Source organism: Sphaerisporangium rhizosphaerae (assembly GCF_042665155.1).
Lineage (GTDB): Bacteria > Actinomycetota > Actinomycetes > Streptosporangiales > Streptosporangiaceae > Sphaerisporangium > Sphaerisporangium rhizosphaerae.
Window position 1 is genome coordinate 78,851 of sequence record NZ_JBHTCG010000024.1, and the last position, 21,735, is coordinate 100,585.

23 protein-coding genes are annotated in these 21,735 nt (G+C 72.0%); 17 read left to right on the forward strand and 6 right to left on the reverse strand.

The window, feature by feature from the left end:
* The first annotated feature begins 210 nt into the window (after nucleotides 1-210).
* The 11 genes from ACFQSB_RS28430 (at nucleotide 211) to ACFQSB_RS28480 (ending at nucleotide 9,674) form a co-directional block, all read left to right on the forward strand.
* On the forward strand, nucleotides 211-1,626 hold the full coding sequence (locus tag ACFQSB_RS28430; protein WP_380829963.1) for an efflux RND transporter periplasmic adaptor subunit: 1,416 nt from the start codon (nucleotides 211-213) through the stop codon (nucleotides 1,624-1,626).
* Nucleotides 1,623-2,483, forward strand: a complete 861-nt coding sequence (locus tag ACFQSB_RS28435; protein WP_380829965.1) for an ABC transporter ATP-binding protein — start codon at nucleotides 1,623-1,625, stop codon at nucleotides 2,481-2,483. The genes ACFQSB_RS28430 and ACFQSB_RS28435 overlap by 4 nt, the downstream gene beginning before the upstream one ends.
* Nucleotides 2,480-3,664, forward strand: coding sequence for an ABC transporter permease (locus tag ACFQSB_RS28440; protein WP_354837762.1), 1,185 nt, complete (start codon nucleotides 2,480-2,482; stop codon nucleotides 3,662-3,664). Before ACFQSB_RS28435 ends, ACFQSB_RS28440 begins: the two co-directional genes overlap by 4 nt.
* Before the next feature lie 58 nt (nucleotides 3,665-3,722).
* Complete coding sequence (locus ACFQSB_RS28445) at nucleotides 3,723-4,886, forward strand: acetoin utilization protein AcuC (RefSeq protein ID WP_380829967.1); 1,164 nt, start codon at nucleotides 3,723-3,725, stop codon at nucleotides 4,884-4,886.
* 271 nt (nucleotides 4,887-5,157) lie between these two features.
* Nucleotides 5,158-5,955 (forward strand): phosphatase, encoded by a 798-nt coding sequence (locus ACFQSB_RS28450; protein WP_380829968.1) that lies wholly within the window; start codon nucleotides 5,158-5,160, stop codon nucleotides 5,953-5,955.
* Between the two features lie 321 nt (nucleotides 5,956-6,276).
* The gene (locus ACFQSB_RS28455; protein WP_030456159.1) at nucleotides 6,277-6,480 is read left to right on the forward strand and encodes a helix-turn-helix domain-containing protein; all 204 of its coding nucleotides are present in this window, start codon (nucleotides 6,277-6,279) and stop codon (nucleotides 6,478-6,480) included.
* A gap of 337 nt (nucleotides 6,481-6,817) precedes the next feature.
* The gene (locus ACFQSB_RS28460) at nucleotides 6,818-6,916 is read left to right on the forward strand and encodes a 30S ribosomal protein bS22 (protein WP_018654693.1); all 99 of its coding nucleotides are present in this window, start codon (nucleotides 6,818-6,820) and stop codon (nucleotides 6,914-6,916) included.
* Between the two features lie 112 nt (nucleotides 6,917-7,028).
* Entirely contained in the window at nucleotides 7,029-8,069 is a 1,041-nt protein-coding gene (locus ACFQSB_RS28465) for an NAD-dependent epimerase/dehydratase family protein (RefSeq protein ID WP_354837773.1), read from the forward strand.
* Between the two features lie 11 nt (nucleotides 8,070-8,080).
* Nucleotides 8,081-9,019: a lysophospholipid acyltransferase family protein gene (locus ACFQSB_RS28470; protein ID WP_380829969.1), complete on the forward strand. Its 939-nt coding sequence runs from the start codon at nucleotides 8,081-8,083 to the stop codon at nucleotides 9,017-9,019.
* Nucleotides 9,020-9,114: 95 nt separating this feature from the next.
* A complete protein-coding gene (locus ACFQSB_RS28475; RefSeq protein WP_380829970.1) occupies nucleotides 9,115-9,348 on the forward strand; it encodes a hypothetical protein in 234 nt (77 codons plus the stop codon).
* Nucleotides 9,345-9,674 carry a hypothetical protein gene (locus ACFQSB_RS28480; RefSeq protein WP_380829971.1) on the forward strand — a complete coding sequence of 110 codons (330 nt, stop codon included), beginning with the start codon at nucleotides 9,345-9,347 and terminating at the stop codon, nucleotides 9,672-9,674. Before ACFQSB_RS28475 ends, ACFQSB_RS28480 begins: the two co-directional genes overlap by 4 nt.
* A 59-nt stretch (nucleotides 9,675-9,733) precedes the next feature.
* On the opposite strand, the gene ACFQSB_RS28485 is transcribed toward ACFQSB_RS28480, so the two are convergent.
* The gene (locus ACFQSB_RS28485; protein ID WP_380829972.1) at nucleotides 9,734-10,573 is read right to left on the reverse strand and encodes an oxidoreductase; all 840 of its coding nucleotides are present in this window, start codon (nucleotides 10,571-10,573) and stop codon (nucleotides 9,734-9,736) included.
* Between the two features lie 140 nt (nucleotides 10,574-10,713).
* Between ACFQSB_RS28485 and ACFQSB_RS28490 the strand changes: the two genes are divergently transcribed.
* Entirely contained in the window at nucleotides 10,714-11,259 is a 546-nt protein-coding gene (locus ACFQSB_RS28490) for a TetR/AcrR family transcriptional regulator (protein WP_380829973.1), read from the forward strand.
* 111 nt (nucleotides 11,260-11,370) lie between these two features.
* On the opposite strand, the gene thyX is transcribed toward ACFQSB_RS28490, so the two are convergent.
* The 4 genes from thyX to ACFQSB_RS28510 all read right to left on the reverse strand — a co-directional run bounded on the left by thyX (nucleotide 11,371) and on the right by ACFQSB_RS28510 (nucleotide 14,670).
* On the reverse strand, nucleotides 11,371-12,156 hold the full coding sequence (thyX, locus tag ACFQSB_RS28495) for an FAD-dependent thymidylate synthase (RefSeq protein ID WP_354923176.1): 786 nt from the start codon (nucleotides 12,154-12,156) through the stop codon (nucleotides 11,371-11,373).
* A gap of 105 nt (nucleotides 12,157-12,261) precedes the next feature.
* Nucleotides 12,262-13,128 carry an HAD family hydrolase gene (locus ACFQSB_RS28500; protein ID WP_380829974.1) on the reverse strand — a complete coding sequence of 289 codons (867 nt, stop codon included), beginning with the start codon at nucleotides 13,126-13,128 and terminating at the stop codon, nucleotides 12,262-12,264.
* Nucleotides 13,129-13,260: 132 nt separating this feature from the next.
* A complete protein-coding gene (locus tag ACFQSB_RS28505) occupies nucleotides 13,261-13,854 on the reverse strand; it encodes a DUF5667 domain-containing protein (RefSeq protein ID WP_354837787.1) in 594 nt (197 codons plus the stop codon).
* A gap of 216 nt (nucleotides 13,855-14,070) precedes the next feature.
* Nucleotides 14,071-14,670: a sigma-70 family RNA polymerase sigma factor gene (locus ACFQSB_RS28510; protein WP_354837789.1), complete on the reverse strand. Its 600-nt coding sequence runs from the start codon at nucleotides 14,668-14,670 to the stop codon at nucleotides 14,071-14,073.
* A 230-nt stretch (nucleotides 14,671-14,900) separates the two neighbouring features.
* On the opposite strand from ACFQSB_RS28510, the gene ACFQSB_RS28515 reads away from it, so the two are divergent.
* Nucleotides 14,901-16,550 carry an antibiotic biosynthesis monooxygenase gene (locus ACFQSB_RS28515; protein ID WP_380829975.1) on the forward strand — a complete coding sequence of 550 codons (1,650 nt, stop codon included), beginning with the start codon at nucleotides 14,901-14,903 and terminating at the stop codon, nucleotides 16,548-16,550.
* 20 nt (nucleotides 16,551-16,570) lie between these two features.
* Here ACFQSB_RS28515 and ACFQSB_RS28520 read toward each other — a convergent pair whose 3' ends face one another.
* Nucleotides 16,571-16,819, reverse strand: a complete 249-nt coding sequence (locus tag ACFQSB_RS28520) for a glutaredoxin family protein (RefSeq protein ID WP_354837793.1) — start codon at nucleotides 16,817-16,819, stop codon at nucleotides 16,571-16,573.
* Between the two features lie 230 nt (nucleotides 16,820-17,049).
* On the opposite strand from ACFQSB_RS28520, the gene ACFQSB_RS28525 reads away from it, so the two are divergent.
* From ACFQSB_RS28525 to ACFQSB_RS28540, 4 genes are all read left to right on the forward strand, one after another.
* The gene (locus ACFQSB_RS28525) at nucleotides 17,050-17,757 is read left to right on the forward strand and encodes a redox-sensing transcriptional repressor Rex (protein ID WP_354837795.1); all 708 of its coding nucleotides are present in this window, start codon (nucleotides 17,050-17,052) and stop codon (nucleotides 17,755-17,757) included.
* Complete coding sequence (locus tag ACFQSB_RS28530; RefSeq protein WP_380829976.1) at nucleotides 17,754-19,112, forward strand: glutamyl-tRNA reductase; 1,359 nt, start codon at nucleotides 17,754-17,756, stop codon at nucleotides 19,110-19,112. Before ACFQSB_RS28525 ends, ACFQSB_RS28530 begins: the two co-directional genes overlap by 4 nt.
* Nucleotides 19,109-20,038, forward strand: a complete 930-nt coding sequence (hemC, locus tag ACFQSB_RS28535) for a hydroxymethylbilane synthase (protein WP_380829977.1) — start codon at nucleotides 19,109-19,111, stop codon at nucleotides 20,036-20,038. The genes ACFQSB_RS28530 and hemC overlap by 4 nt, the downstream gene beginning before the upstream one ends.
* Before the next feature lie 119 nt (nucleotides 20,039-20,157).
* Nucleotides 20,158-21,690: a bifunctional uroporphyrinogen-III C-methyltransferase/uroporphyrinogen-III synthase gene (locus ACFQSB_RS28540; RefSeq protein ID WP_354923332.1), complete on the forward strand. Its 1,533-nt coding sequence runs from the start codon at nucleotides 20,158-20,160 to the stop codon at nucleotides 21,688-21,690.
* Nucleotides 21,691-21,735 lie beyond the last annotated feature (45 nt).

A 21,735-nucleotide genomic window follows, 5' to 3' on the forward strand; every position in this document is an offset into this window, starting at 1 on the left:
CGGCTCCCGCAGACCCGCTTGAGCGGCTCCTCAGACCGCCTGAGCGGCCCGGGCCCGCCGGGTGCGGTTCCGGTCCTGCGTGAGCGGCAGCGGGGGCGCCTCGGCGGTACTCGGGCCCGCATGGCCGGTCCCGGGCCCGCCGATACCGCCCGTCCCGGTCGGCGCGGGGGCCCAAGCCGGGCCGGGGATCTCCCTCCTACGATGGGCCGGGTGACGATCCGTCGCGGTATCCCCCCGCTTCTCATCGGTCTCACCCTGCTCGTGTCGGCCTGCACCCAGGACGAGACGCCCAAGGCGCAGATCGGCGAGGTCCGGCGCGCCCCCGTCAGCGAGGTCGTCGAGGCCCCCGGCACCGTCGGCGCCCGCGCCACGGCCATCCTGCGATCCCCGGCGGCCGGCACGGTCGCGAAGCTGTACGTCCGCGACGGCGACACGGTGGACAAGGGGGAGATCCTCGCCCGCATCAGCTCCCCGCAGGCGAAGGACCAGCTCGACCAGGCGCGCCGCGCCGAACGGCAGGCGTCCAGGCCGGTGCGGCTCGGCGGCGCGGCGCCGGCCCCGAGCATCCGGCTCGCCGGTCCGAACCTCACCGCCCCCCTCGACCGCGAGGTGGCGCGCGGGTTCGCCAGAGCCCGCGCCGCGGCCGGGAAGATCCAGGACAGGCGGGTGCGCGCGCAGCTCCTGGCCGCCGTCGCCGCCGCCGAGACCCAGCATCGCGCCCAGCGCGCGGCGCTCGACCAGATCACCCAGAGCCTCACCCGGTCGGTCAACCAGACGCTCTCCCAGGTCAGCGGCCAGATCGGCACGGGGCTCGGCGGGCTCGCCGCGTCGATGTCCTCGCTCCAAGCGGCGTCCAGGAGCCAGGCGAGGGCCGCGGTGAAGGTGGCGGGCGCGACGGTGAAGGGCCTGACGATCAAGGCGCCCTTCGACGGGGTGGTCACGCTGGGCGGGCCGTCCGGCGGCGGCGCCTCCGGCCTCGGCTCCCTGCTCGGCCAACTCCCGGCGGGCCTGTCCGGCCAGGCCGGAGCCGCCGTGCGCGCGTCCGGCGGCGGCGCGGCGGCCGCGGGCTCCGCGGGCGCGATCGCCGCCGGGGTGCCGGTCGCGGCGGGCGACGCCATCGCCACCGTGACCGACGTCTCGCGGCTGACGCTGTCCGCCGACGTGGACGAGACCGACGTGCTCCTGATCACCCGCGGCGTGAAGGCGGAAGCCGAACTGGACGCCGTCTCCGGGGCCACCTACCGGGCGAAGGTCGCAGGCGTGGGCGTGACGCCCAAGGAGGGCACCACCGGCGGGGTGAGCTACCCCGTGCGGCTCACCCTCGGCGAGGGCGTCTACGACGACGGCGGGCAGGCGCCACCCCCCAAACCGGGCATGAGCGCCGTCGTCCGGCTGACCGTGCGCGAGTCGCCCGACGCGGTGGCGGTGCCCGCGGCGAGCGTCGTCACCAGCGGCAGGGACACCGTGGTGTGGGTCGTGCGCGCCGACGGCACGGCGGAGCGCAGGGTGGTCAAGCTGGGCGCCCAGGGCGACGCCCTGGTCGAGGTGGCCCGGGGCCTGACGCCGGGGGAGCGGGTCGTCGTCAAGGGCGCCGACACCGTGCGGCAGGACCAGAAGCTCACATGACGGCCGCGGGCCGGCCGCGGCCGGAGGACCGGCGGGCGCGGGACGCCGCGACGCCGGCCCTCGCCTTCGAGGCCGTCGACCTCACCCGCTCCTACAAGCTGGAGGGGGTGTCGGCGGACGCGCTGCGCGGGGTGAGCCTGCGCATCGACCACGGCGAGTTCGTCGCCATCGTCGGCCCGTCCGGATCGGGCAAGTCGACGCTCATGCACCTGCTCGGCTGCCTGGACCGGCCCACCTCGGGCAGGTTGCGGGTGGACGGGGTGGAGGTGTCCACGCTGGACGACACCGGCCTCGCCGAGCTGCGCAACCAGGCCGTGGGCTTCGTGTTCCAGTCCTTCCACCTGCTCGGGCGCACCTCCGCGCTGGAGAACGTGGCCCTGCCCCTGGTGTACCGGGGGGTGGGCCGGGCCGAGCGCAGGGAGCGGGCCAGGCGGGCGTTGTCGGCCGTGGGGCTCGCGCACCGCCTGGACCATCGGCCCTCCCAGATGTCCGGCGGCGAGCAGCAGCGGGTGGCCATCGCCCGCGCCCTCGTGGGCGATCCCAAGGTGGTGCTGGCGGACGAGCCGACCGGGAACCTCGACTCCCGCAACGGCCGGGAGGTGATGGGCATCCTGGCCGACCTGAACTCCGAGCGGGGGGTGGCGGTGGTGCTGGTCACCCACGAGCGCGAGGTGGCCGACCTCGCCCGCCGCCGCGTCCACGTCCGCGACGGCGTCATCGAACGCGACGAACGGGACGCCCCGGCGGCGCCGCCCGGGCGCGCCGACCGGGACGGGGGGCCGGCTCGCCCTGAGGGCCCGGTTCGCGGGGGCGGCCCGGCCGCCGGGGACGGGCCGGTCCGGGGTGATCGGCCGTGAGGAGCGCCGAGGCGCTGCGCATGGCGCTGGAGGCGCTGCGGGTCAACCGGCTGCGCAGCGCGCTGACGATGTTCGGCGTCGTCATCGGCGTGTCGGCCGTGGTGATCCTGGTCGCCATCGGCACCGGCGCCAAGGAGGCGGTCGAGGGGGAGATCGCCGGGCTCGGCAGCAACATCATCCTCGTCGTGCCCGGCCAGGTGGGGCTCGGCGCGGCCCCCACCCAGAGCCGCCTGGACCTCGCCGACGTCGCCTACGTCCGCCGCGTGGTCGGCGACCCCGGCAAGGTCACCGTCGCGGTCAACTCCGGGGAGTCGGTGCGCGTGGGCCGCACCGAGGTCTTCGCCACCATCACCGGCACCGACGAGAACCTGCCGAACATCTTCGAACGCCCGCTGCGCCGGGGCAGGTACCTCAGCGGGACCGACGTGGACACCCGGCGGCGCGTCGCGGTGCTCGGCTCGGAGGTCGGGGCCAAGCTGTTCGGGGACCTCGACCCGATCGGCCGGCAGGTCACCATCGCCGGCGTGCGCTTCCGCGTCATCGGGCTGTACGAGCCGGTGGGCGCGACCTTCGGCGTGGCGCGGGACCAGGAGGTGCACGTCCCGGTCACCACGGCGCAGCGCCTGATCGGCCTGTCGCGGATCAACGGCATCGCGGTCGGGGCCTCCGGCCCGGACGAGATCGAGCCGCTGCGGCAGCGCGTCCTGCGCGGGCTTGAGGGCCGCTACCCGGGCGAGCGGTTCAGCGCGGTCACCCAGACGCAGCTCCTCGGCACCATCGGCAGCGTGCTCGGCATGCTGACCGGCGTCCTGGCCGCCATCGCCGGCATCTCGCTGCTGGTGGGCGGGGTCGGCGTCTCCAACATCATGCTGGTGAGCGTGCGGGAGCGCACGCGCGAGATCGGCCTGCGCAAGGCGCTCGGCGCCCGGCAGCGCGACGTGCTCGGGCAGTTCCTCATCGAGGCGGTGCTGCTCACCACGATCGGCGGCGTCATCGGCATCCTGATCGGCGTGGGCGGCTCCCTGCTGATCCAGGCGGTCTCGCCGGTGCCGGCCGCGATCACCTGGTGGTCGGTGGCGCTGGCGTTCGGGGTCTCGGCGGGCGTCGGGGTCTTCTTCGGCGTCGCGCCCGCCCGCCGCGCGGCGCGGCTCGACCCGGTCATCGCCCTGCGCGCCGAATGAACCGATCCCTCGTGCGGTACGGTCGTTTCATGGGGTGGCGCGGAGAGCTGGTGATCGAATGAGCCGGTCCGTGCGGGTCGTCTGGGACGACAAGCTGATCTCCTACGACTTCGGGCCCGGGCATCCCCTGGCGCCGATCCGCGTCGAGCTGACGATGGCGCTGGCGCGCGACCTCGGGGTGCTGGACAAGGTCGAGATGGTGGGCTGCGCGCCGGCGACCGACGACGAGCTCGCCCTGGTGCACCGGCGCGACTACATCGAGGCGGTCAAGCGCGTCTCGGCGACCGGGCTGCCCGATCTGTCCTGCGGCCTCGGCACGGTCGACAACCCGGCCTTCGCCGGCGTGCACGAGGCGTCCGCGCTGATCACCGGCGCCTCCATCGAGGCGTGCCGGGCGGTGTGGACGGGAGCGGCCGAGCACGCGCTGAACATCGCCGGCGGGCTCCACCACGCGATGCCGGGCGCGGCCAGCGGCTTCTGCGTCTACAACGACCCGGCGGCGGGCATCGCCTGGATGCTGGAGCAGGGCGCGCGCCGCGTCGCCTACGTCGATGTGGACGTCCACCACGGCGACGGCGTCCAGGCGATCTTCTACGACGATCCGCGGGTGCTGACGATCAGCCTGCACGAGAGCCCGCGCACGCTGTTCCCCGGCACCGGCTTCCCCAGCGAGACCGGCGTCGACGGGACGGCCGTCAACCTCGCGCTCCCGGCCGGGTGCGGCGACGCGGGGTGGCTGCGCGCCTTCCACGCGGTCGTCCCGCCGCTGCTGCGCGAGTTCCAGCCCGACGTGCTGTTCAGCCAGCAGGGGTGCGACGGCCACGCGCTGGACCCGCTGGCTCATTTCATGCTCAGCCTGGACTGCCAGCGGCAGGCGTACGCCGCGCTGCACGCTCTGGCGCACGAGACGGCGGGCGGCCGGTGGGTGGCCACCGGCGGCGGAGGGTACGAGCTGGTCCAGGTGGTGCCGCGCGCGTGGAGCCACCTGATCGCCGAGGCGGCCGGGGAGCCGGTCGACCCGCAGACGGTCACTCCTGAGAGCTGGCGCGAGTACGTCGCGCTGCGCACGGGCGAGGTGCCGCCGCTGCACATGACCGACGGCCGCCGGCCCGACTACCACGACTTCTCGGCGGGGTACGACCCGGCGGACCCGGTGGACCGCGCGATCATGGCGACGCGCAAGGCCGTCTTCCCCCTCCACGGCCTCGATCCGATGCCCTGAGCGCGCCCGGTGGCCCGCCCGCGGAGCCGCAGGCGCAGACTAGGCAGAAGGGGCCGTGCCCACTCTCCCCGCCACCGGCTCCCGAAGAAAACGGAATTTCGTCATTTGTCAGATGGTTACGATCGTGTGGGACCTGTCGATCGAGCGCTCCTGGCGATCCGCGCGGTGATCCGTCGTTCCACGGGGTGACCCAGCGCCGTGGTCCTGCCTGGTCGAGCCGCCGGCGTGACGCCGTGGACGCCGGCCGGCCGCTGAGCGCACGGAGATGATCATGCAGACCGCGAGCCCACCCACAAGGAGTGAGCTGACCCAGCACCTGGTGGACACGAAGATCGCCGGGAACATCGCGACCAGCCGGGAGAACAACCTCGACCACTACCGCTCCCTCGCCCTCGGTGACCCGTACTACATGTTCGGCCTCACTTTCGACAACGAGTGGACCTACCGGGACGTGCTCGCGCTCATGGCCAAGTCCGCCGGCGTGATCGACGATCCCGAGCACCGGGCGGGCCAGGACACCATCGACCCCGAGCGCACCATCGACGCCCTCGAAGGGATGGCCGCGCGCATCGCGGCCGCGCTGCGCAAGCCCGACCCGCGCATCATCATCGCCACCGGCCACCCCACCGGGATCATGACGATCCACCTCGCCCTCGCGCGCTTCGCCGCCGCGCGCGGCGCGACCCTGCTCACCCCGGCGGAGGGCCTGATGATCTCCAGCGGCGGCCTGGGCCGCAAGCGCCGCGTCATGTACTTCGACGAGGTGGCCGTGCTGGCAGACGGGGGCGCGCTGGTGCACTCCCACGACCCGGCGCCGATGCAGGCGATGCTCGCCCGGCTCGACGGGGAGCGGCCCGATCTGGTGATCGCCGACCACGGGTGGGCGGGCGCGGCCGGCGAGGCGGGGGTCGAGACGGTCGGATTCGCCGACAGCAACGACCCCGGGCTGTTCGTCGGCGAGGCCGAGGGCAAGATCGCCGTCACCGTGCCGCTGGACGACAATGTGTTCCCCCGGCACTACGCTCCGTTGACCTCGTATCTGATCGCACGGGTCGAGAGTGACCTGTGAGGCGATCGGCACCTATTCCGGTCTGTCCCTAACTTCCGTTTCGCGCGTGTATTGGGTCTGGCGCGTCGACCGTTTGCCAACTTTTTTGTGATCCCAAGCGACTCTAATGGGACACGGTTGGACCGAGTGACAGATCGAGATCAGGGCTCGGCCTGGCTGCTGGCCAGCGACTTCTCCCGTTCTGGTGGCAGGAGTCTCCGATCACTGATGGAATAGGGGGTTTGCGCGATCGGAGTCGCGTTCTACGCTGACAGCAGTACACGTGCGTGAGCAATGGCACCAGTGGGGATAACCCGGAAACACGTGCGGAAGAGGCGTCCGATGGGTGCAGGCGAAAGACCTCTCAGCGAGGTGAAGTTCCTGACGGTGGCAGAGGTCGCCACCGTCATGCGGGTGTCCAAGATGACGGTGTACCGGCTGGTTCACTCAGGCGAGTTACCGGCCATCCGGGTCGGGCGATCCTTCAGGGTGCCCGAGCAGGCGGTGCACGACTACCTCAGGGATGCGTTCATCGAAGCGGGTTGAATGGATCAGTGATGACATCACCGGTCGTTCGCCGAACTCGCTGATGTCGAACGCGGGGTCCGCGATGACGCGGACCTGACCGGAAGCGGGGTGGGCGGCCGGCCGCCCGCGTCGTCCGGTCGCCGGTCATTGACGTCCGGCGGCCACGCGGGTTCCCCCCAGGGAGCGATCGACCGCGAATCGCCGGTAGGCTGTTGGATCGGTGTGCGCCTTGGCGAGGCGCCGTCCCGTGGTTCAGGTGTGCCGTGCCTACGGCGCGTCCGGGCCGCGGGTGGTGTGCGACCCCGCCGTCTCGCGCGCATTGATGTTGACCAACCTACCTTCACCTGGGGGTCCCGTGGGCTCTGTGATCAAGAAGCGTCGTAAGCGCATGGCGAAGAAGAAGCACCGCAAGCTTCTCAAGAAGACCCGCATCCAGCGGCGTAACAAGAAGTAGTAGCGCGGACCGACAACGCAGAGCGGCGGGCCGGGCGGGCCGATCTCACCATCGCCATCCCGGTGAGCCCGAGCCGAGCGCGACCACGAGCGAGTGATTCTGCGAGGCGGCGATGACACACACCGTGCTCGTCACGGGAGTCTCCCGGCACATCGGTGCCCGGGTGGCGAGCGTCCTCGCTGCCGACCCGGACATCGACCGGGTCATCGGAGTGGACACCGCGCCGCCGTCCTCGAAATCGCTGGGCGGCGGCGGCGTCGAGCTGGGCCGCACCGAGTTCGTCCGGGTTGATCTGCGCAGCCCGGACATCGCGCGTGTCATCGCGGCCGCGGACATCGACACCGTCGTGCACATGAGCCTGGTGAGCGCCCCGTCGGGCGCCGCCGGCCGCTCGTCGATGAAAGAGCACAACGTCATCGGCACCATGCAGCTGCTCGGCGCGTGCCAGCGGTCGGCGACGGTGCGGAAGGTCGTGGTGCGCTCGACCACGGCCGTCTACGGCTCGTCCCCGCACGACCCGGCGGTGTTCACCGAGGACACCGAACCGGTCGACGCCCCGATCCGCGGCTACGCCAAGGACGCCACCGAGGTGGAGTCCTACGTGCGCGGATTCGCCAGGCGGCGGCCCGACGTCTCGGTCTCGACGCTGCGCTTCGCCAACTTCATGGGCCCCGGCGTCGACTCGCCGCTGACCCGCTACTTCGAGCTGCCCGTGTTGCCGACGGTGTTCGGCTTCGACCCGCGCCTGCAGTTCGTCCACGAGGACGACGGCGTCGAGGTGCTGCGGCGCATGGCCCTGGAAGACCACCCCGGCACCTACAACGTCGCCGGTGACGGCATCATGCTCCTGTCACAGTGCGTGCGCAGGAGTGGCCGCCCGGCCCTGCCGGTGCTCTCCACCGCCTTCCGCGTCCTCGGCGACCTGGCGCGCGGCGCCGGGCGCGTCGAGTTCTCCCCCGAACAGCTCGGCCTGATGAGCTACGGGCGCGCCGTGGACGCCGGCCGGCTCGCCGCCGAGCTCGACTGGCGGCCCAAGTTCTCCACCGCGTCGGCGTTCGACGACTTCCTCCACTCGCGTGGCTTGTTTGGCGGTATGCCACTCACTGTGATCGACTGGCTGTCGACAGTGCTGGGTGGGGGTGCGCGACGGTGAAGAAGACAGAGATGCCGCATGACTTTCGTGATGAGGAGCCCGGAACAGCCCGGGTCATCCCCATCACCGCGGCGCGGCGCCGGGCCACCGACGGCGGCGCGGGTGCCGTCGAGGACCGCCTGGCCGCCCTGCTGGACTTCCTGCGCCGGCGCGTCGCCGGGGAGTACGAGGTCGACGAGTTCGGGTTCGATCCCGAACTGAACGACAAGGTGCTCCTTGAGCTGATCCGCCCGCTCTACCGCCACTGGTTCCGCGTCGAGACCACCGGCCTGGCCAACGTGCCCGGCGAGTCGGGCGCGCTCGTGGTCGCCAACCACTCGGGCACCGTCCCCGTCGACGCGCTGATGCTCCAGGTCGCGCTGCACGACGAGCACCCCGCGCACCGCGCGCTGCGCCTGCTCGGCGCCGATCTGGTCTACCAGCTCCCCGTCCTCGGCCACCTGTCCCGCAAGTCCGGCCACACGCTCGCCTGCCCGGAGGACGCCGACCGGCTCATGCGCAAGGGCGAGCTGGTCGGGGTGTTCCCCGAAGGCTTCAAGGGCGTCGGCAAGCCGTTCTCCGAGCGGTACAAGCTCCAGCGTTTCGGGCGCGGCGGCTTCGTGGCCTCGGCGATCCGCGCCCAGGTGCCGATCATCCCGTGCGCCATCGTCGGCGCCGAGGAGATCTACCCCAAGATCGGCGACTTCCGTTCGCTCGCCCGGCTGCTCGGCCTGCCCTACATCCCGATCACGCCGCTGTTCCCCTGGCTCGGGCCGCTGGGGCTGGTGCCCCTGCCGTCCAAGTGGATGATCCAGTTCGGCGAGCCGGTGCGCACCGACGAGTACGACCCGGAGGAGGCCGAGGACCCGATGCTGGTCTTCAACCTCACCGACCAGGTCCGCGAGCTCATCCAGCAGCAACTCAACCACCTACGCCTCCAACGAGGCCACGCCTTCCCTCCGTTCTTCTAGACGGTCCCCCGGCTGGATCGGGGCAGTCCACGGTGAGGTGTTCAACTGCCGAGATTCTTCGGACCGTAAGCATCGCGTAGTCATATGGTCACGGTGTGCTGACGACCTATCAGGAGATCCGCGATCGGATCTACACGCTGACCCGCGACCTTGGTATGCGTGTCGATCGGGCCGAGACGACACCGCTGTTTCGCCTACTCTTGCTCTACGACGACCGTCAGGTCGTCGTGGCTCGCGCGAGCGTGCCGGTGAGGGGCATCACCTCGCGCGCGCTGAACGACCTGCAGGCCGATCTTGAGCATGTCTCCGGAAAGGGCTGGTTGCTTTGACCTCGACCGTCCGCCGGGTGACCTTCCGCGTCAGCCGGGAACGCGCCCTCGATCTTGATGGCGAAGTCTGGTACGCCGGTCCCGTCGATGCCCCGATTCGATCGGGGGTGTCCGCCGAGACTCTCGCGGAGCTGCGAGACGCCGTCGAGGCGATCAAGCACTTCGTCCTGGGCCTCGCCGAGGAGGTCGCCGTCATCGTGGAGTACGTGTACGACCTTCCTGGCGTCTCTCCGGAGGTCTGGCGGGCGCACCGGGAGTTGAGAGACCGGCTGTGCGAGGCAGGGCTGTCGGAGGACGACCGAGCCGAGTTGCTGCTGTCCGCCTGAACCGTCCCTTCGCCGAGCGCTGGAACGCTCAGGTGCGGGCTGCTTGGTGGTGGCCGAGGTCAGGGGGTGGGTGGGTAGTCGGTGGAGGTGGTGAGGGGGGCCCACTCGCGGGCTTCGGCGGTTCGTTCGTCGGCGGAGCGCAGGGCGGAGGTCAGGGCGTCGGAGCCGAGCAGCAGGCGTCGCGGCGGCTCCTCGGCCTCGACGACCGCGATGATCGCCTGGGCCGCACGGGCGGGGTCGCCCGGCTCGCTGCCGCTGTAGCGGGCGCGCATGCGCAGCCACTCGCCGATGGTCTGGTCGTAGTCCTCGCCGACGGGGGCCTGCGCGGTGGCCGCGCCGGCGTTCCAGTTCGTGCGGAAGCCGCCGGGCTCGACGATGGTCACCTTGACGCCGAGGGGCGCCACCTCGTTGGCCAGCACCTCCGAGAAGCCCTCGACGCCGAACTTGGCCGTCTGGTAGGCGCTGAGGCCGGGGCTGCCGCCCACGCGTCCGCCGATGGAGGAGATCTGGACGATGTGGCCGGAGCGCCGGCGTCGCATGAACGGCAGCACGGCCCTGGTCACGTTGACGACTCCGAACAGGTTGACCTCGATCTGGGCGCGGAACTCCTCCTCGGGGAACTCCTCGATGGCGGCGCTGGTGGCGTAGCCGGCGTTGTTGACCACGACGTCCGGCGAGCCGAACCGCTCGGCGGCCGCCTCCACCACGGCCCGGACGGCGGCGGGGTCGGTGACGTCCAGCGCGACGGGAAGCAGGCGTCCGTCGTGCCGCCGCGCGAGGTCGCCGAGCGCCTCGGGGGCGCGCGAGGTCGCCACCACCTGGTCGCCGTGCGCGAGCACGGCCTCGACCAGGTCGCGGCCGATGCCGCTGGAACCGCCGGTGACCAGCCAGGTCCTCATGATCCGTTCTCCTTCTGACGTGGGGCGACGCGTCGTCGCTTCGCCAACTGACACACTAACGTGACATTAAGGCCACTTTATGCCCCATCGATGAGTCGGAGAGAATGTGATGTGCCACACACGGGTAGAGTGGCGGAGTCATGAGAGCTGATGCCGCGCGCAACCTTTCCGCGGTCCTGCGCACCGGCGCCCGCCTGCTGGCCGAGGACCCCTCGACCAGCATGGGCACGATCGCCGCCGAGGCCGGGGTCGACCGGCGCACCGTCTACCGGCGCTTCCCCACCCGTGAGGCCCTGCTCGCCGCCGTCTTCCAGGCCAAGCTCGACTCCGCGGAGCGCGTGCTGGACGAGGCCCGGCTGGTGGAGGCCCCGGTGGCGGTGGCGCTGCACCGCTACGTGGAGGGCATCGTCCCGATGAGCCGCGAGTGGCCGGTGGACGTGCGCAAGATGATGCGCGCCGACCCGGCCGCGAGCGTCCGCAGACAGGCGCAGAGCGCGCGGCTCGACAGGTTCGTCCAGCGGGCGGCCGACGAGGGGCTGCTGCGCGGGGACGTGCCGGTCGCCTGGGCCCGCGCCACCCTGGACGACCTCGTCGACGCCGCCGCCCACCGGTTCCCCGAGCTGGAGCCGCCCCGAGCCGCCGATTTGGTCGTGGACACCCTGCTCAACGGCCTCGGCCGGCGATAGGACGGCCGCGGCGTCGAAAGCCGGCGGTGCGGGGGTCCCAAGCCGGCGTGCGGGGATCGAGGGCCGGCGGTCGCAGGGGCCGGACCCGAGGGCCGGGCGGCGTCGCCGAGGTCAGACCTTGCGCCAGCCGGGGGTCCAGACGCCGTTCTCGACGGTGTAGTCGCCGAACAGGGCGGGGGCCTCCTTGGCCATCAGCTCGCCGACCTTGCCGAAGATCAGCCGGATCTCCTCCTCGGCCCCCGCCGCCGTGCGGTTCTCGATGACGTGCCGCAGGGTGCGCACGTTGGCGGTCCACACCATGCCGGTGGCCAGGCCCTCGGGCGCGAAGCGCCGCATGAAGGAGGTCTTGGCCTTCTTCTCGCCGAAAGGCACGCCCTGCTCGTCCAGCCCGAAGTGGCCGGCCATCCAGTGCTGGAACTCCTCCATCCGCCCGAGCAGCTCGCTCGCCCGTTCCATCAGCTCCGGATCGGCGAGGGCCCACTGGGGGAACCAGAACGGCAGGTCGTCCAGCCGCACGAAGCGCAGCGACTCCTGCGAGACCGCCGTTCCGGCCCGGTGGCGGACCAGTTCGTGCGTGGCCACCCGGCTGACGTCGTGCAGAACGAACGAGAAGCTCACGTGCTCCAGCACCGAGCCATGGGCGCTGGCCAGGATGTTGCGGAGGTAGTCCTCCTGGTCGGTGCGGATGCGGGTGACGTTGGGGTTCAGCCCCGGCTCCCATGAGCGGTAGCAGATGCGCCCGGCGAACTCGGCGAGGTTCTGCGCGTCGTCCAGATCGCCGCGGTCGACCCTCTCGAGCCAGTTGTCCCCGCCCACCTCGGCGAGATAGCCGGCGACCTCGTCGTAGTCCAGCCGGGGGCGGGCGATGAGACGGACCTCGGGCTCAACGTGACGCAAGGTGATCCTCCGCGGCGACTTTCCGGGAAACGGCCGCCACGAGTCTGCCATGCCCGCTCCATGCCCGCCCATGCCCGCTCGGCGCGCCGCCCACGGACGGTCGGCTCAGGCGGAGCGGTAGTGCTTCCTGAGGGCGATGGCGGCGGCGACGCCGCCCGCCACGGCGCCCGCGCCCGCCGCGATGGGGAGCCCGATCATGGTGGCTCTGCGGCCGGTGCGGAAGTCCTTGACCGCCCACTCGTTCTTCCTGGCCTGCTCAAGCAGCAGGCTGTCGGGGTTCACCGCGATCGGGTGGCCGACGAGCCGGAGGAGGGGCAGGTCGTTGGCGGAGTCGCTGTAGGCGGTGCAGCGCGACAGGTCGAGGCCCTCGCGGCGGGCCAGCGCCTTGACCGCCTCGGCCTTGGCGGGGCCGTGCAGCAGGTCGCCCACGAGGCGGCCGGTGTAGACGCCGTTCTCGGTCTCGGCGACCGTGCCGAGCGCGCCGGTCAGCCCGAGGCGCTGGGCGATCACGCGGGACAGCTCGACGGGGGTGGCGGTCACCAGCCAGACGCGCTGGCCGTTGTCCAGGTGGCTCTGCGCGAGCGCGCGGGTGCCTGCCCAGATGCGGTCGGCCATGACCTCGTCGTAGATCTCCTCGCCGAGGCGCACGACGTCGTCCACCTTGAGGCCGACGACGAACGCCAGGGCGGTCTCCTTGGCCCGGGCGATGTGCTCGGGGTTCTCGTTGCCGCGGACCCGGAACAGGGCCTGGCCGAGCGCGAACATCACCAGGTCCTTGGTGGTGAACAGCCCGCGGGAGGCGAGCCCGCGGGCGAAGTGGTAGATCGAGGCGCCGCGCATCATCGTGTTGTCGACGTCGAAGAAGGCCGCGGCGGTGGGGTCGGGCTCGGCGACCGGCGACGACACCGCCGCCGCCGCGGCGACCTCCCCGGCTATCTCGGCCTCGGTGTGCCGTCGCAGTAACCGCCTCATAGCACCTCAGCTTAACGGGGAGAAGGGGGTGGAGTCGGTGTACGTGGCGTTAGCGTGGCGTGACCGTTCGGGCACGCGGCGGCGTACGGAAGCGCCTGCCGCACCGGCCTTCGCGTGGGTGCACAGGGCCCGTCAGGGGGTCATGTCCTCGATCATGTCGAGGTAGGCGCTGGCCTTCATGCGGTCGTCGCCGCCGAGCTGGGGGATCATCGGCTCGACGACGTCGCGCTGTTCCTTGGTGAAGCGCTTGAGCGCGGGAGCGTGCGTCCCCTGCCGCTTGACGTGCCCGAGCGCCGACAGCGCCGACCGGGTGGTGGAGGTCATCTCGTCCAGGGTGGGCCCGATGAGCCGCTCACGCCGGGAGTCGGGGTAGCCGAGCAGCGCGGCGGCCTCGGTGGCGCGGGAGTGGGCGGCCGTCAGCTCGCGCTGGGCGCGTTCGATGTCGTCGGTGGTGAGGCTCAGCACGGTCGCCTCGGCGGCCCGCTTGATCGGGTAGAGGTTGTCGCCGGGCACCGAGGCGTAGGTCTGGACCCCGGTGACCACCATCACGGCGGTCAGGGCGACGATCAGCGCGCCCGGCCGCAGCCGGACGAGGAGCGGGGGGCGGCGACGGCGCCGCCCGGTGTCCGGCTCGAGATCGGGGCCGGTGACCTGGGCGGCCAGGATCTCCTCGCGGAGCCGGGCGCGGAAGTCGGGGCTCGGGCCGTGGGCGGGCTCGGCGCCCATCGCGCGGAGCCGGGCCGCGAAATGGGGTTGAGGGCGCCGACGGCTGCCGGCGGACGAACGCCTGTGCGGCCACCGCGTAGGCCCCCACTTGCCCATGAAAGCTCCCTGCCGCGCCCACTACGATGATCCATAGGTGCTACATGCCCAACGATGCGGGGAGCCATCAGGTTACGGCCGCCCCGCCGGCCGGAGATCCCTCGCGAGGGTCACCCTAGATCAATTGAGATCGTCCGGAAGAGCCCTGGCGAGCGCGCGGACCGCGCGGAACTGCAGGGCCTTGATCGCGCCGCTCTTCTTGCCCATGATCAGCGCCGTCTCGGCCAGCGACATGCCGTGCAGGAAGCGCAGGACCACGCACTCCTGCTGTTCGGGGTTGAGGTCGCGGACGGCCCGCAGGACGCTCTCGCTGACCATGGTCGCCACCACCGCGTTCTCCGGGATGTGCGGCCCGTCCATGGGGGTGTCCAGCACCTCGGCGGTGGACACCTCCATGCGGTAGCGGCCGGACTTGAAATGGTCGGCCACTAGGTTCCTGGCGATGGTCACCAGCCACGCGCCGAAGTCCCTGCCCTGCCAGGTGAAGTCGGCGATGCGCCGCAGGGCCCGCAGGAACGTCTCGCTGGTGATGTCCTCCGCCAGCGCGTGGCCGCCCACCCGGAAGTAGACATAGCGATAGACGAGATCGACGTAGCGGTCGTACAGCGCCGCGAAGGCGTCCGCGTCGCCGGTCTTGGCGCGCAGGACGATCCTGCGCAGTTCGTCGGCGTCCGGGGAGGGACGTTCGCGCTGCTCGGCGGCGGCGCGGGTGGGGTTCACTGTGTCGGCCGATCCTGGTGGGGAAAGCCCGGCGACCGACCATGAGTTCGACATCCGGTATCCCTGGGGAGCAAAGGGAAGGGCGCGTGCGTGCTCGAACACTCTAGAAATCATCGGGAAATTACACAATCCACTTTGCCTCAGTAACTACCACGCGTAACAGGAGTGCTGTGGCACTTCGGACACCGGCTACCGGTTTGGAGGTAATGTCCGGCAGAGTTGGGGCCATCATGGAAGCCGTCGTTGCCGTCACCGCCTTCGCGGGTGCGCTGTTCGCCGCCATCACCACTGGCATCCTGGTCGGACGTCTCAGGGACGACCGGAGCGGCTGGCTCATCGCCTGGACCGTCACCACCTCGGCGCTCTGCCTGGCCCTGGGTGCCGTCGCCATCGGGCACCTGATGAGGTTCGGGCCCGTGACCTTCAGGGTCTACCAGATCACCGGGGCGTTCCTCGCGCCGTTCTGGCTGGCCATAGGCATGATCCAGATGCTCGCCGTGAAAGCCCCCGCGAAGTTCGCCGCCTGGCTTCTCGGCATCGCCTTCACGTTGATCACCACGGTCATCCTGATCCTGGACCCGGTGAGCAACCCCGAGAAGTTCACCACGACCCTGCCGCTCGGGGACACCCACTGGACGATCATCCCGACGGCCCTGCTGAACGCCGCCCACGCCATCACCTATCTGATCCTCATCGGCTGCCTGATCCTCGCCGTCCTGCGCTGGCGCGGCGGCGACGACGTGGACGCCGACAACATGCACGCCGGCGTGGTGCTGGCGCCCACGGGCCTCGCCCTGGTGGGCGCCGTGCGCTTCGCGATCCCCGGCGTGTTCGCGGCCCTGGTGACCATCCTCATGGTCGGGGCCGTCTGGTACGCCGTCGCCCGCCCCCTCGCCCCCTACGACGAGGATCGCGACGGCCCTGACGACGACTGGGACGACGCGCGTCCCGCCGCGCGCCGCCGGCCCGCCGAGCCCGAGGCCCCCTACGAGTCGTCGGGGCCGCTGCCGGCGACTCCGGCGATGTCGCCGCCGCGCCGCTCCGGGCTCGGCGACCTGGTGGCCGAGTACCGCGCCAACGACCCGGGCGACGTCGACTACGCGGCCCGCATGCAGCCCTCCGGCGGCTTCGGCGGGGCGGGAGGCCAGGGCGGGCCCGGCGGCCAGGGCGGCTATGGCGGTCCGATGACCGGCGAGTTCATCAACCCCGACGCCCCGGGCGGCGCTCCGGGGCAGGGCGCGCCGGGGCTCGCGGGCCCGTACGGCTCGCCCATGCCGGGAGCGCCGGGCCGCCCGGCGGGCGGCCATCAGGGGCCGGGGGCCGGCGACCCGGCCGGGCAGCACGGGCGGGGGCCCTTCGACCCCGCCGCCGGCCTCGCCGGGCCGAACGGCTCGCACCGCGCCCCCGGGCCGGACGCCGCGATGCCGGCCACCGGCATGCTGTTCAACAGCAACGAGATCAACCAGACCCTCGGCCGGCCGGACATCCCCGTCGCCGGCGGACGCCGGGGCGAGTCGCCGCTGCCCTCGGGCCCGTCCGTACGGCCCTCGCCGAGCATCTATGGCCTGCTCACCGTGTTCACGCTGATCGACGGGTCGGGTGAGGCGTTCGACCGGCTGGCGGAGGAGACCGTCGAGGCCGTGCAGCGCAGCGAGCCCGACACGCTGATCTTCGTCTGCCACGCGGTCAAGTCGGCCCCGCTGCAGCGCATCGTGTACGAGCTCTACCGGGACGAGGTGGCCTTCAGCGAGCACCAGCGCCAGGCGCACATGGAGCGCTTCGCCCGCGAGCGGGTGGCCCATGTGCTGGCCGCCAACGTCATCGAGCTCAACGTCAACGCCGCCAAGGTCGTCCCCCTGCCGACCGCCTTCAGGGTCTAGCCGGGGCGGGGGAGGCGGCGTCAGGCGGACAGGGCGGCGCGCAGCCTCGCTTCGTCGACGCGCCAGAAGTCGTGCTGGACGCCGTCGATGAGGGTGACCGGGATCATCTCCCAGTAGGCGGCCTGGTCATCCTCGGAGGCGGTGATGTCGCGCTCCTCCCAGGCGACCCCGAGCTCCGCCGCGACCTTCTCGATGACGGCCCTGGCGTCGTCGCACAGGTGGCAGCCGGGTTTGCCCAGCAGGGTGATCGTGTGGTCGCGCGGAGGCATGGACCCAGCCTAACGGCACCCCCTCTGTGCGACCGATCACAGTGGCGGGGCCGGATCGGGGACCGCCACCCCTACCTGCGACAGTTGGGACCCGAGAGGAGGCGCTCGCACTTTGTGCATAGCTTCACAAAGGTACTAACCTGGATGCCTGCGCCCTTCTCCTCGACATCCGTCGCAACGCGAGCGCGGCCGGGGCGCACCGGCCGCCCGTCCCCTGGAGCTCCGGTCAAGTGACCCGCCGCCCGTCCCACGCGCGCGAACGTGGCATCCCCGATGCGACCGTCGCGCGGCTGCCGCTCTACCTGCGCGCGTTGAACGGACTCGCGGAACGGGGTACGGCCACCGTAAGCTCGGAAGACCTGGCCGTCGCCGCAGGGGTGAACTCCGCCAAGCTCCGCAAGGACCTGTCGCACCTGGGGTCCTACGGGACGCGCGGCGTCGGCTACGACGTCCAATACCTGATCTACCAGATCTCCCGCGAGCTGGGCCTGACGCAGGACTGGGCCGTGGCCATCGTCGGGGTCGGCAACCTCGGCCGCGCGCTCGCCGCCTATGGGGGGTTCGTCTCCCGGGGGTTCCGGGTGGCCGCGCTGTTCGACGCCGACTCGGCCGTGGTCGGCGAGCAGCTCGTGGGGATGGCCGTGCAGCACATAGACGAGCTGGAAAGCGTGATCGACAAGCGGGGGGTGTCCATCGTGGTCATCGCGACGCCCGCGGCGGCCGCCCAGCAGGTGGCCGACCGGGTCATCGCCGCCGGGATCACGAGTATCTTGAACTTCGCCCCCGTCGTGCTCACCGTGCCTGACGGAGTCGATGTCCGCAAGGTCGACCTCTCGACCGAACTGCAGATTCTTGCGTTCCATGAGCAGCGCAAAGCGGATCGTGAAACAGGGAGCCCCATGATGGCCGAGGACTGGGCCGAGGCGATGGACGCATGAGCCTTCTCGCGGTAGGTCTCAGCCACCGGACGGCGCCGGTAGCGCTGCTCGAACGCGTCTCGGCGTCCGGGGACGCCTTAGTGAAGCTGCTGCACGACATCGCCCGCGACGAGCACGTGTCCGAGGTGATGATCGTCTCCACCTGCAACCGGGTCGAGGTGTACGCCGAGGTCGACCGCTTCCACGGCGGCGTCACCGCGGTCACCGGCATGCTCGGCGCGCACTCCGGCGTCCCCCAGGAGCAGCTCACCCGCCACCTGTACGTCCACTACGAGGACAGGGTGGTCGAGCACCTGTTCACGGTGGCCTGCGGCCTCGACTCCATGGTCGTCGGCGAGGGGCAGATCCTCGGCCAGGTGCGCCAGTCGCTGCGCCTGGCCCAGGAGCAGGGCACCGCGGGCACCATCCTGAACGAGCTGGCCCAGCAGGCGCTGCGCGTCGGCAAGCGCGCCCACACCGAGACCGGCATCGACCGCGCGGGCGCGTCGCTGGTCGGCGTGGGCCTCACTCTGGCCGAGCGGGTCCTCGGCCCCCTCCAGGGCAGGCGGGCGCTGGTGGTGGGCGCGGGCTCGATGAGCGCGCTGTCCACGGCGACCCTCGGCCGGGCCGGCGTGACCGACATCGTGGTGGCCAACCGCACCTTCGAGCGGGCCGCGCGCCTGGCGCAGAGCGTCGGCGGCCGTGCGGTCGAGCTGTCGGAGGTCGAGCGCGAGCTCGCCGCCGCCGACCTGGTCATTTCATGCACCGGAGCAGGTAGCGTTGTCATCGACACCGAAATGGTGGCGCGGGTTCCGCGCGGCAAGCCGCTGTTCCTGCTCGACCTCGCGCTTCCACACGACGTGGACCTCGGCGTCCGCACCGTTCCCGGCGTCACGCTGGTCGATCTCGAGTCCATGCAGCAGGCCGGGCTCGGCGACCAGGCCGACGGCGGCGACGGCGTCTCCGAGGGCGTCGCCGCGGTCCGGGCGATCGTGGCGGCCGAGGTGTGCGCCTACCTGCGCGCCGAGCGCGCGGCCAAGGTCACCCCGACGGTGGTGGCCCTGCGGTCCAAGGCCGCCGACGTCGTGGAGGCCGAGCTCGGACGCCTGGTCACCCGGGTGCCCGAGATGGACGAGCGGGTGCGCGGCGAGATCGCGCAGACCGTCCGCAGGGTCGTGGACAAACTGCTCCACGAGCCGACGGTGCGTGTCAAGCGGTTGGCCGCGTCCCCGGCGGGTGATCATTATGCCGAGGCGCTGCGCGAGCTGTTCGACCTGAACCCGAAGGTGCCGGAGGCGGTGACGAGGGCCGACGTGGCCGAGGTGGAGACCGTCGAGACCGGGGTCACCGGTCACGCAGGCGAGGAGGACGCATGAGCGGCGAGGCACTGAAGCTCGGCGTCCTGCGCCTGGGCACCCGCAGGAGCCTGATGGCCACGACCCAGTCGGGGCAGGTGGCCGACCGGCTCACCGCGCTGACCGGCCACACCGTCGAGCTGGTCGGCGTCACGACCTTCGGCGACGTCACCAAGACCCAGCTCGCGCAGCTCGGCGGCACCGGCGTGTTCGTCAGCGCCCTGCGCGACAAGCTCATCGCGGGCGACATCGACTTCGCGGTCCACTCCCTCAAGGATCTTCCGACCAAGCCCGACCCGCGCGTGGTCATCGCGGCCATCCCGCCCAGGGACGACCCGCGCGACGCGCTCGTCGGCCCGGCCGCGCTCGCCGACCTTCCGCCCGGCGCCCGCGTGGGCACCGGCTCCCCGCGCCGGGTGGCCCAGCTCCGCCTGCTGCGCCCGGACCTCGACTACGTCCCGATCCGCGGCAACGCCGACACCCGCATCGGCAAGGTCACCTCCGGTGAGCTCAGCGCCGTCGTGCTGGCCGCCGCCGGGCTCGGGCGCATCGGCCGCCAGGCCGAGATCTCCCAGCTTTTCGACGTCGACGAGATGCTTCCCGCGCCGGGCCAGGGGGCCCTCGCGGTGGAGTGCCGCGCCGACGACGCCGCCCTCGTCGAGCTGCTCGCCGTCCTGGACGACCCGCGCACCCGCGCGGCCGTCACCGCCGAGCGCGCCCTGCTGGCCACCCTGGAGGGCGGCTGTCACGCGCCCGTAGGTGCGTACGCGGCCGATGACGGGCACATTCTCAACCTGACCGCCACCGTGGTCGCCATCGATGGCGCCCGGTCGGTGCGCAAGTCCACCGCCGGTGATCCCTCGGCGGCCATGGAGCTCGGTCGCGACCTCGCGGCCGCCATGATCGCAGAGGGTGCCGGCACGTTGATGGGGGAGCGGACCCATTGAGCTCCGGAAGCCAGACCAGCAAGACCACCGAGCCCGGCACCGCGGAGGCCACGGGGGCGCCGCGGGCCACGGGCGGCCGTGACGGCGACGCCCGGGGTCGCGCCGGTTTCGTGGCGTTCGTGGGCGCCGGGCCGGGGGACGAGAACCTCCTGACCCTGCGCGGCGCCGACCTGCTGTCGCGGGCCGACGTCGTCGTGCTCGACAAGGAGGCCTACGGCGGCCTGCTGCGCCACTGCCGCGACGACGTCAAGGTCGTTGACGTCTCCGACGACATGGGCGCGGTGTCGCTCAAGGCCGTGCAGGAGGCCAAGGCCGGGTACAACGTCGTGCGGCTGTGCGCCGGCGACCCCGGCTTCTTCTCCTCGGTGTCGGAGGAGGTCGCGGCGTGCGCCAAGGCCGACGTCGAGTTCGAGATCGTGCCGGGCGTGCCGCCCGCGACGGCCGTGCTGACCTACGCGGGCATCGCCCCCGCCGTGGCGGTGCCGGAGTTCCGCGTCGTGGACGCCGCGCGGGTCGACGACTGGTCGGTCCACGCCGCCGCCCCAGGCACCGTGGTGATCTACAACGGCATCGGCGAGGCGGTCCCGATCGCCAAGGCGCTGATGGCAGCGGGCAGGCCCGACGGCACGCCGGTCGCGGTCACCCAGAGCGGCACCACCACCGAGCAGTACACCGTGGTCTCCTCGCTCGGCCGGCTCGCCGCCGACCTCAAGCACGCCGGCATCGCCGAGCCCGCGATCATCGTCGTCGGCGACGCCGTCGCCACCCGTGACCGGCTGTCGTGGTTCGAGAACAAGCCGCTGTTCGGCTGGCGGGTCCTGGTGCCGCGCACCAAGGAGCAGTCCGCCGGGCTGTCGGAGCAGCTCCGCTCGTACGGCGCGGTGCCCGAGGAGGTGCCGACGATCTCCGTGGAGCCGCCGCGCACCCCGCAGCAGATGGACCGCGCCATCAAGGGCCTGGTCACCGGCCGCTACGAGTGGGTCGCCTTCACCTCGGCCAACGCCGTCAAGGCGATCAGGGAGAAGTTCGAGGAGTACGGCCTGGACGCGCGGGCGTTCGCCGGGCTCAAGGTCGCGGCGGTCGGCGAGGCGACCTCCAGGGCGCTGGTGGAGTTCGGCGTCAAGCCCGACCTGGTTCCGGTGGGCGAGCACTCCTCCGAGGGGCTGCTCGCCGAGTGGCCCCCGTACGACTCGATGCTCGACCCGATCAACCGCGTGCTGCTGCCGCGCGCCGACATCGCGACCGAGACGCTCATCGCCGGGCTCACCGAGCTGGGCTGGGAGTGCGACGACGTCACGGCCTACCGCACCGTCCGGGCGGCCCCGCCGCCCGCGCCGATCCGCGAGGCGATCAAGGGCGGCGGCTTCGACGCCGTGCTGTTCACCTCCTCCAGCACCGTGCGCAACCTGGTCGGCATCGCCGGCAAGCCGCACAACGTGACGGTCATCGCGGTCATCGGGCCGCAGACCGCCAAGACCGCCGAGGAGTTCGGCCTGCGCGTGGACATCATGGCCGACAATCCTTCGGCTTCGGCACTGGCGGCCGCCCTGGCCGAGTACGGTGCCAAGCAGCGCCAGGCGGCCCTCGCCGCCGGCGACGTTCCCCGGCGGCCCTCGCAGACCCGGAGGGGCGCCCGCCGGAGGGCCAAGTGACCGGCGGCCTGGCCGGGCCGCCGACGTAGCCGAGATCCCCAGGTC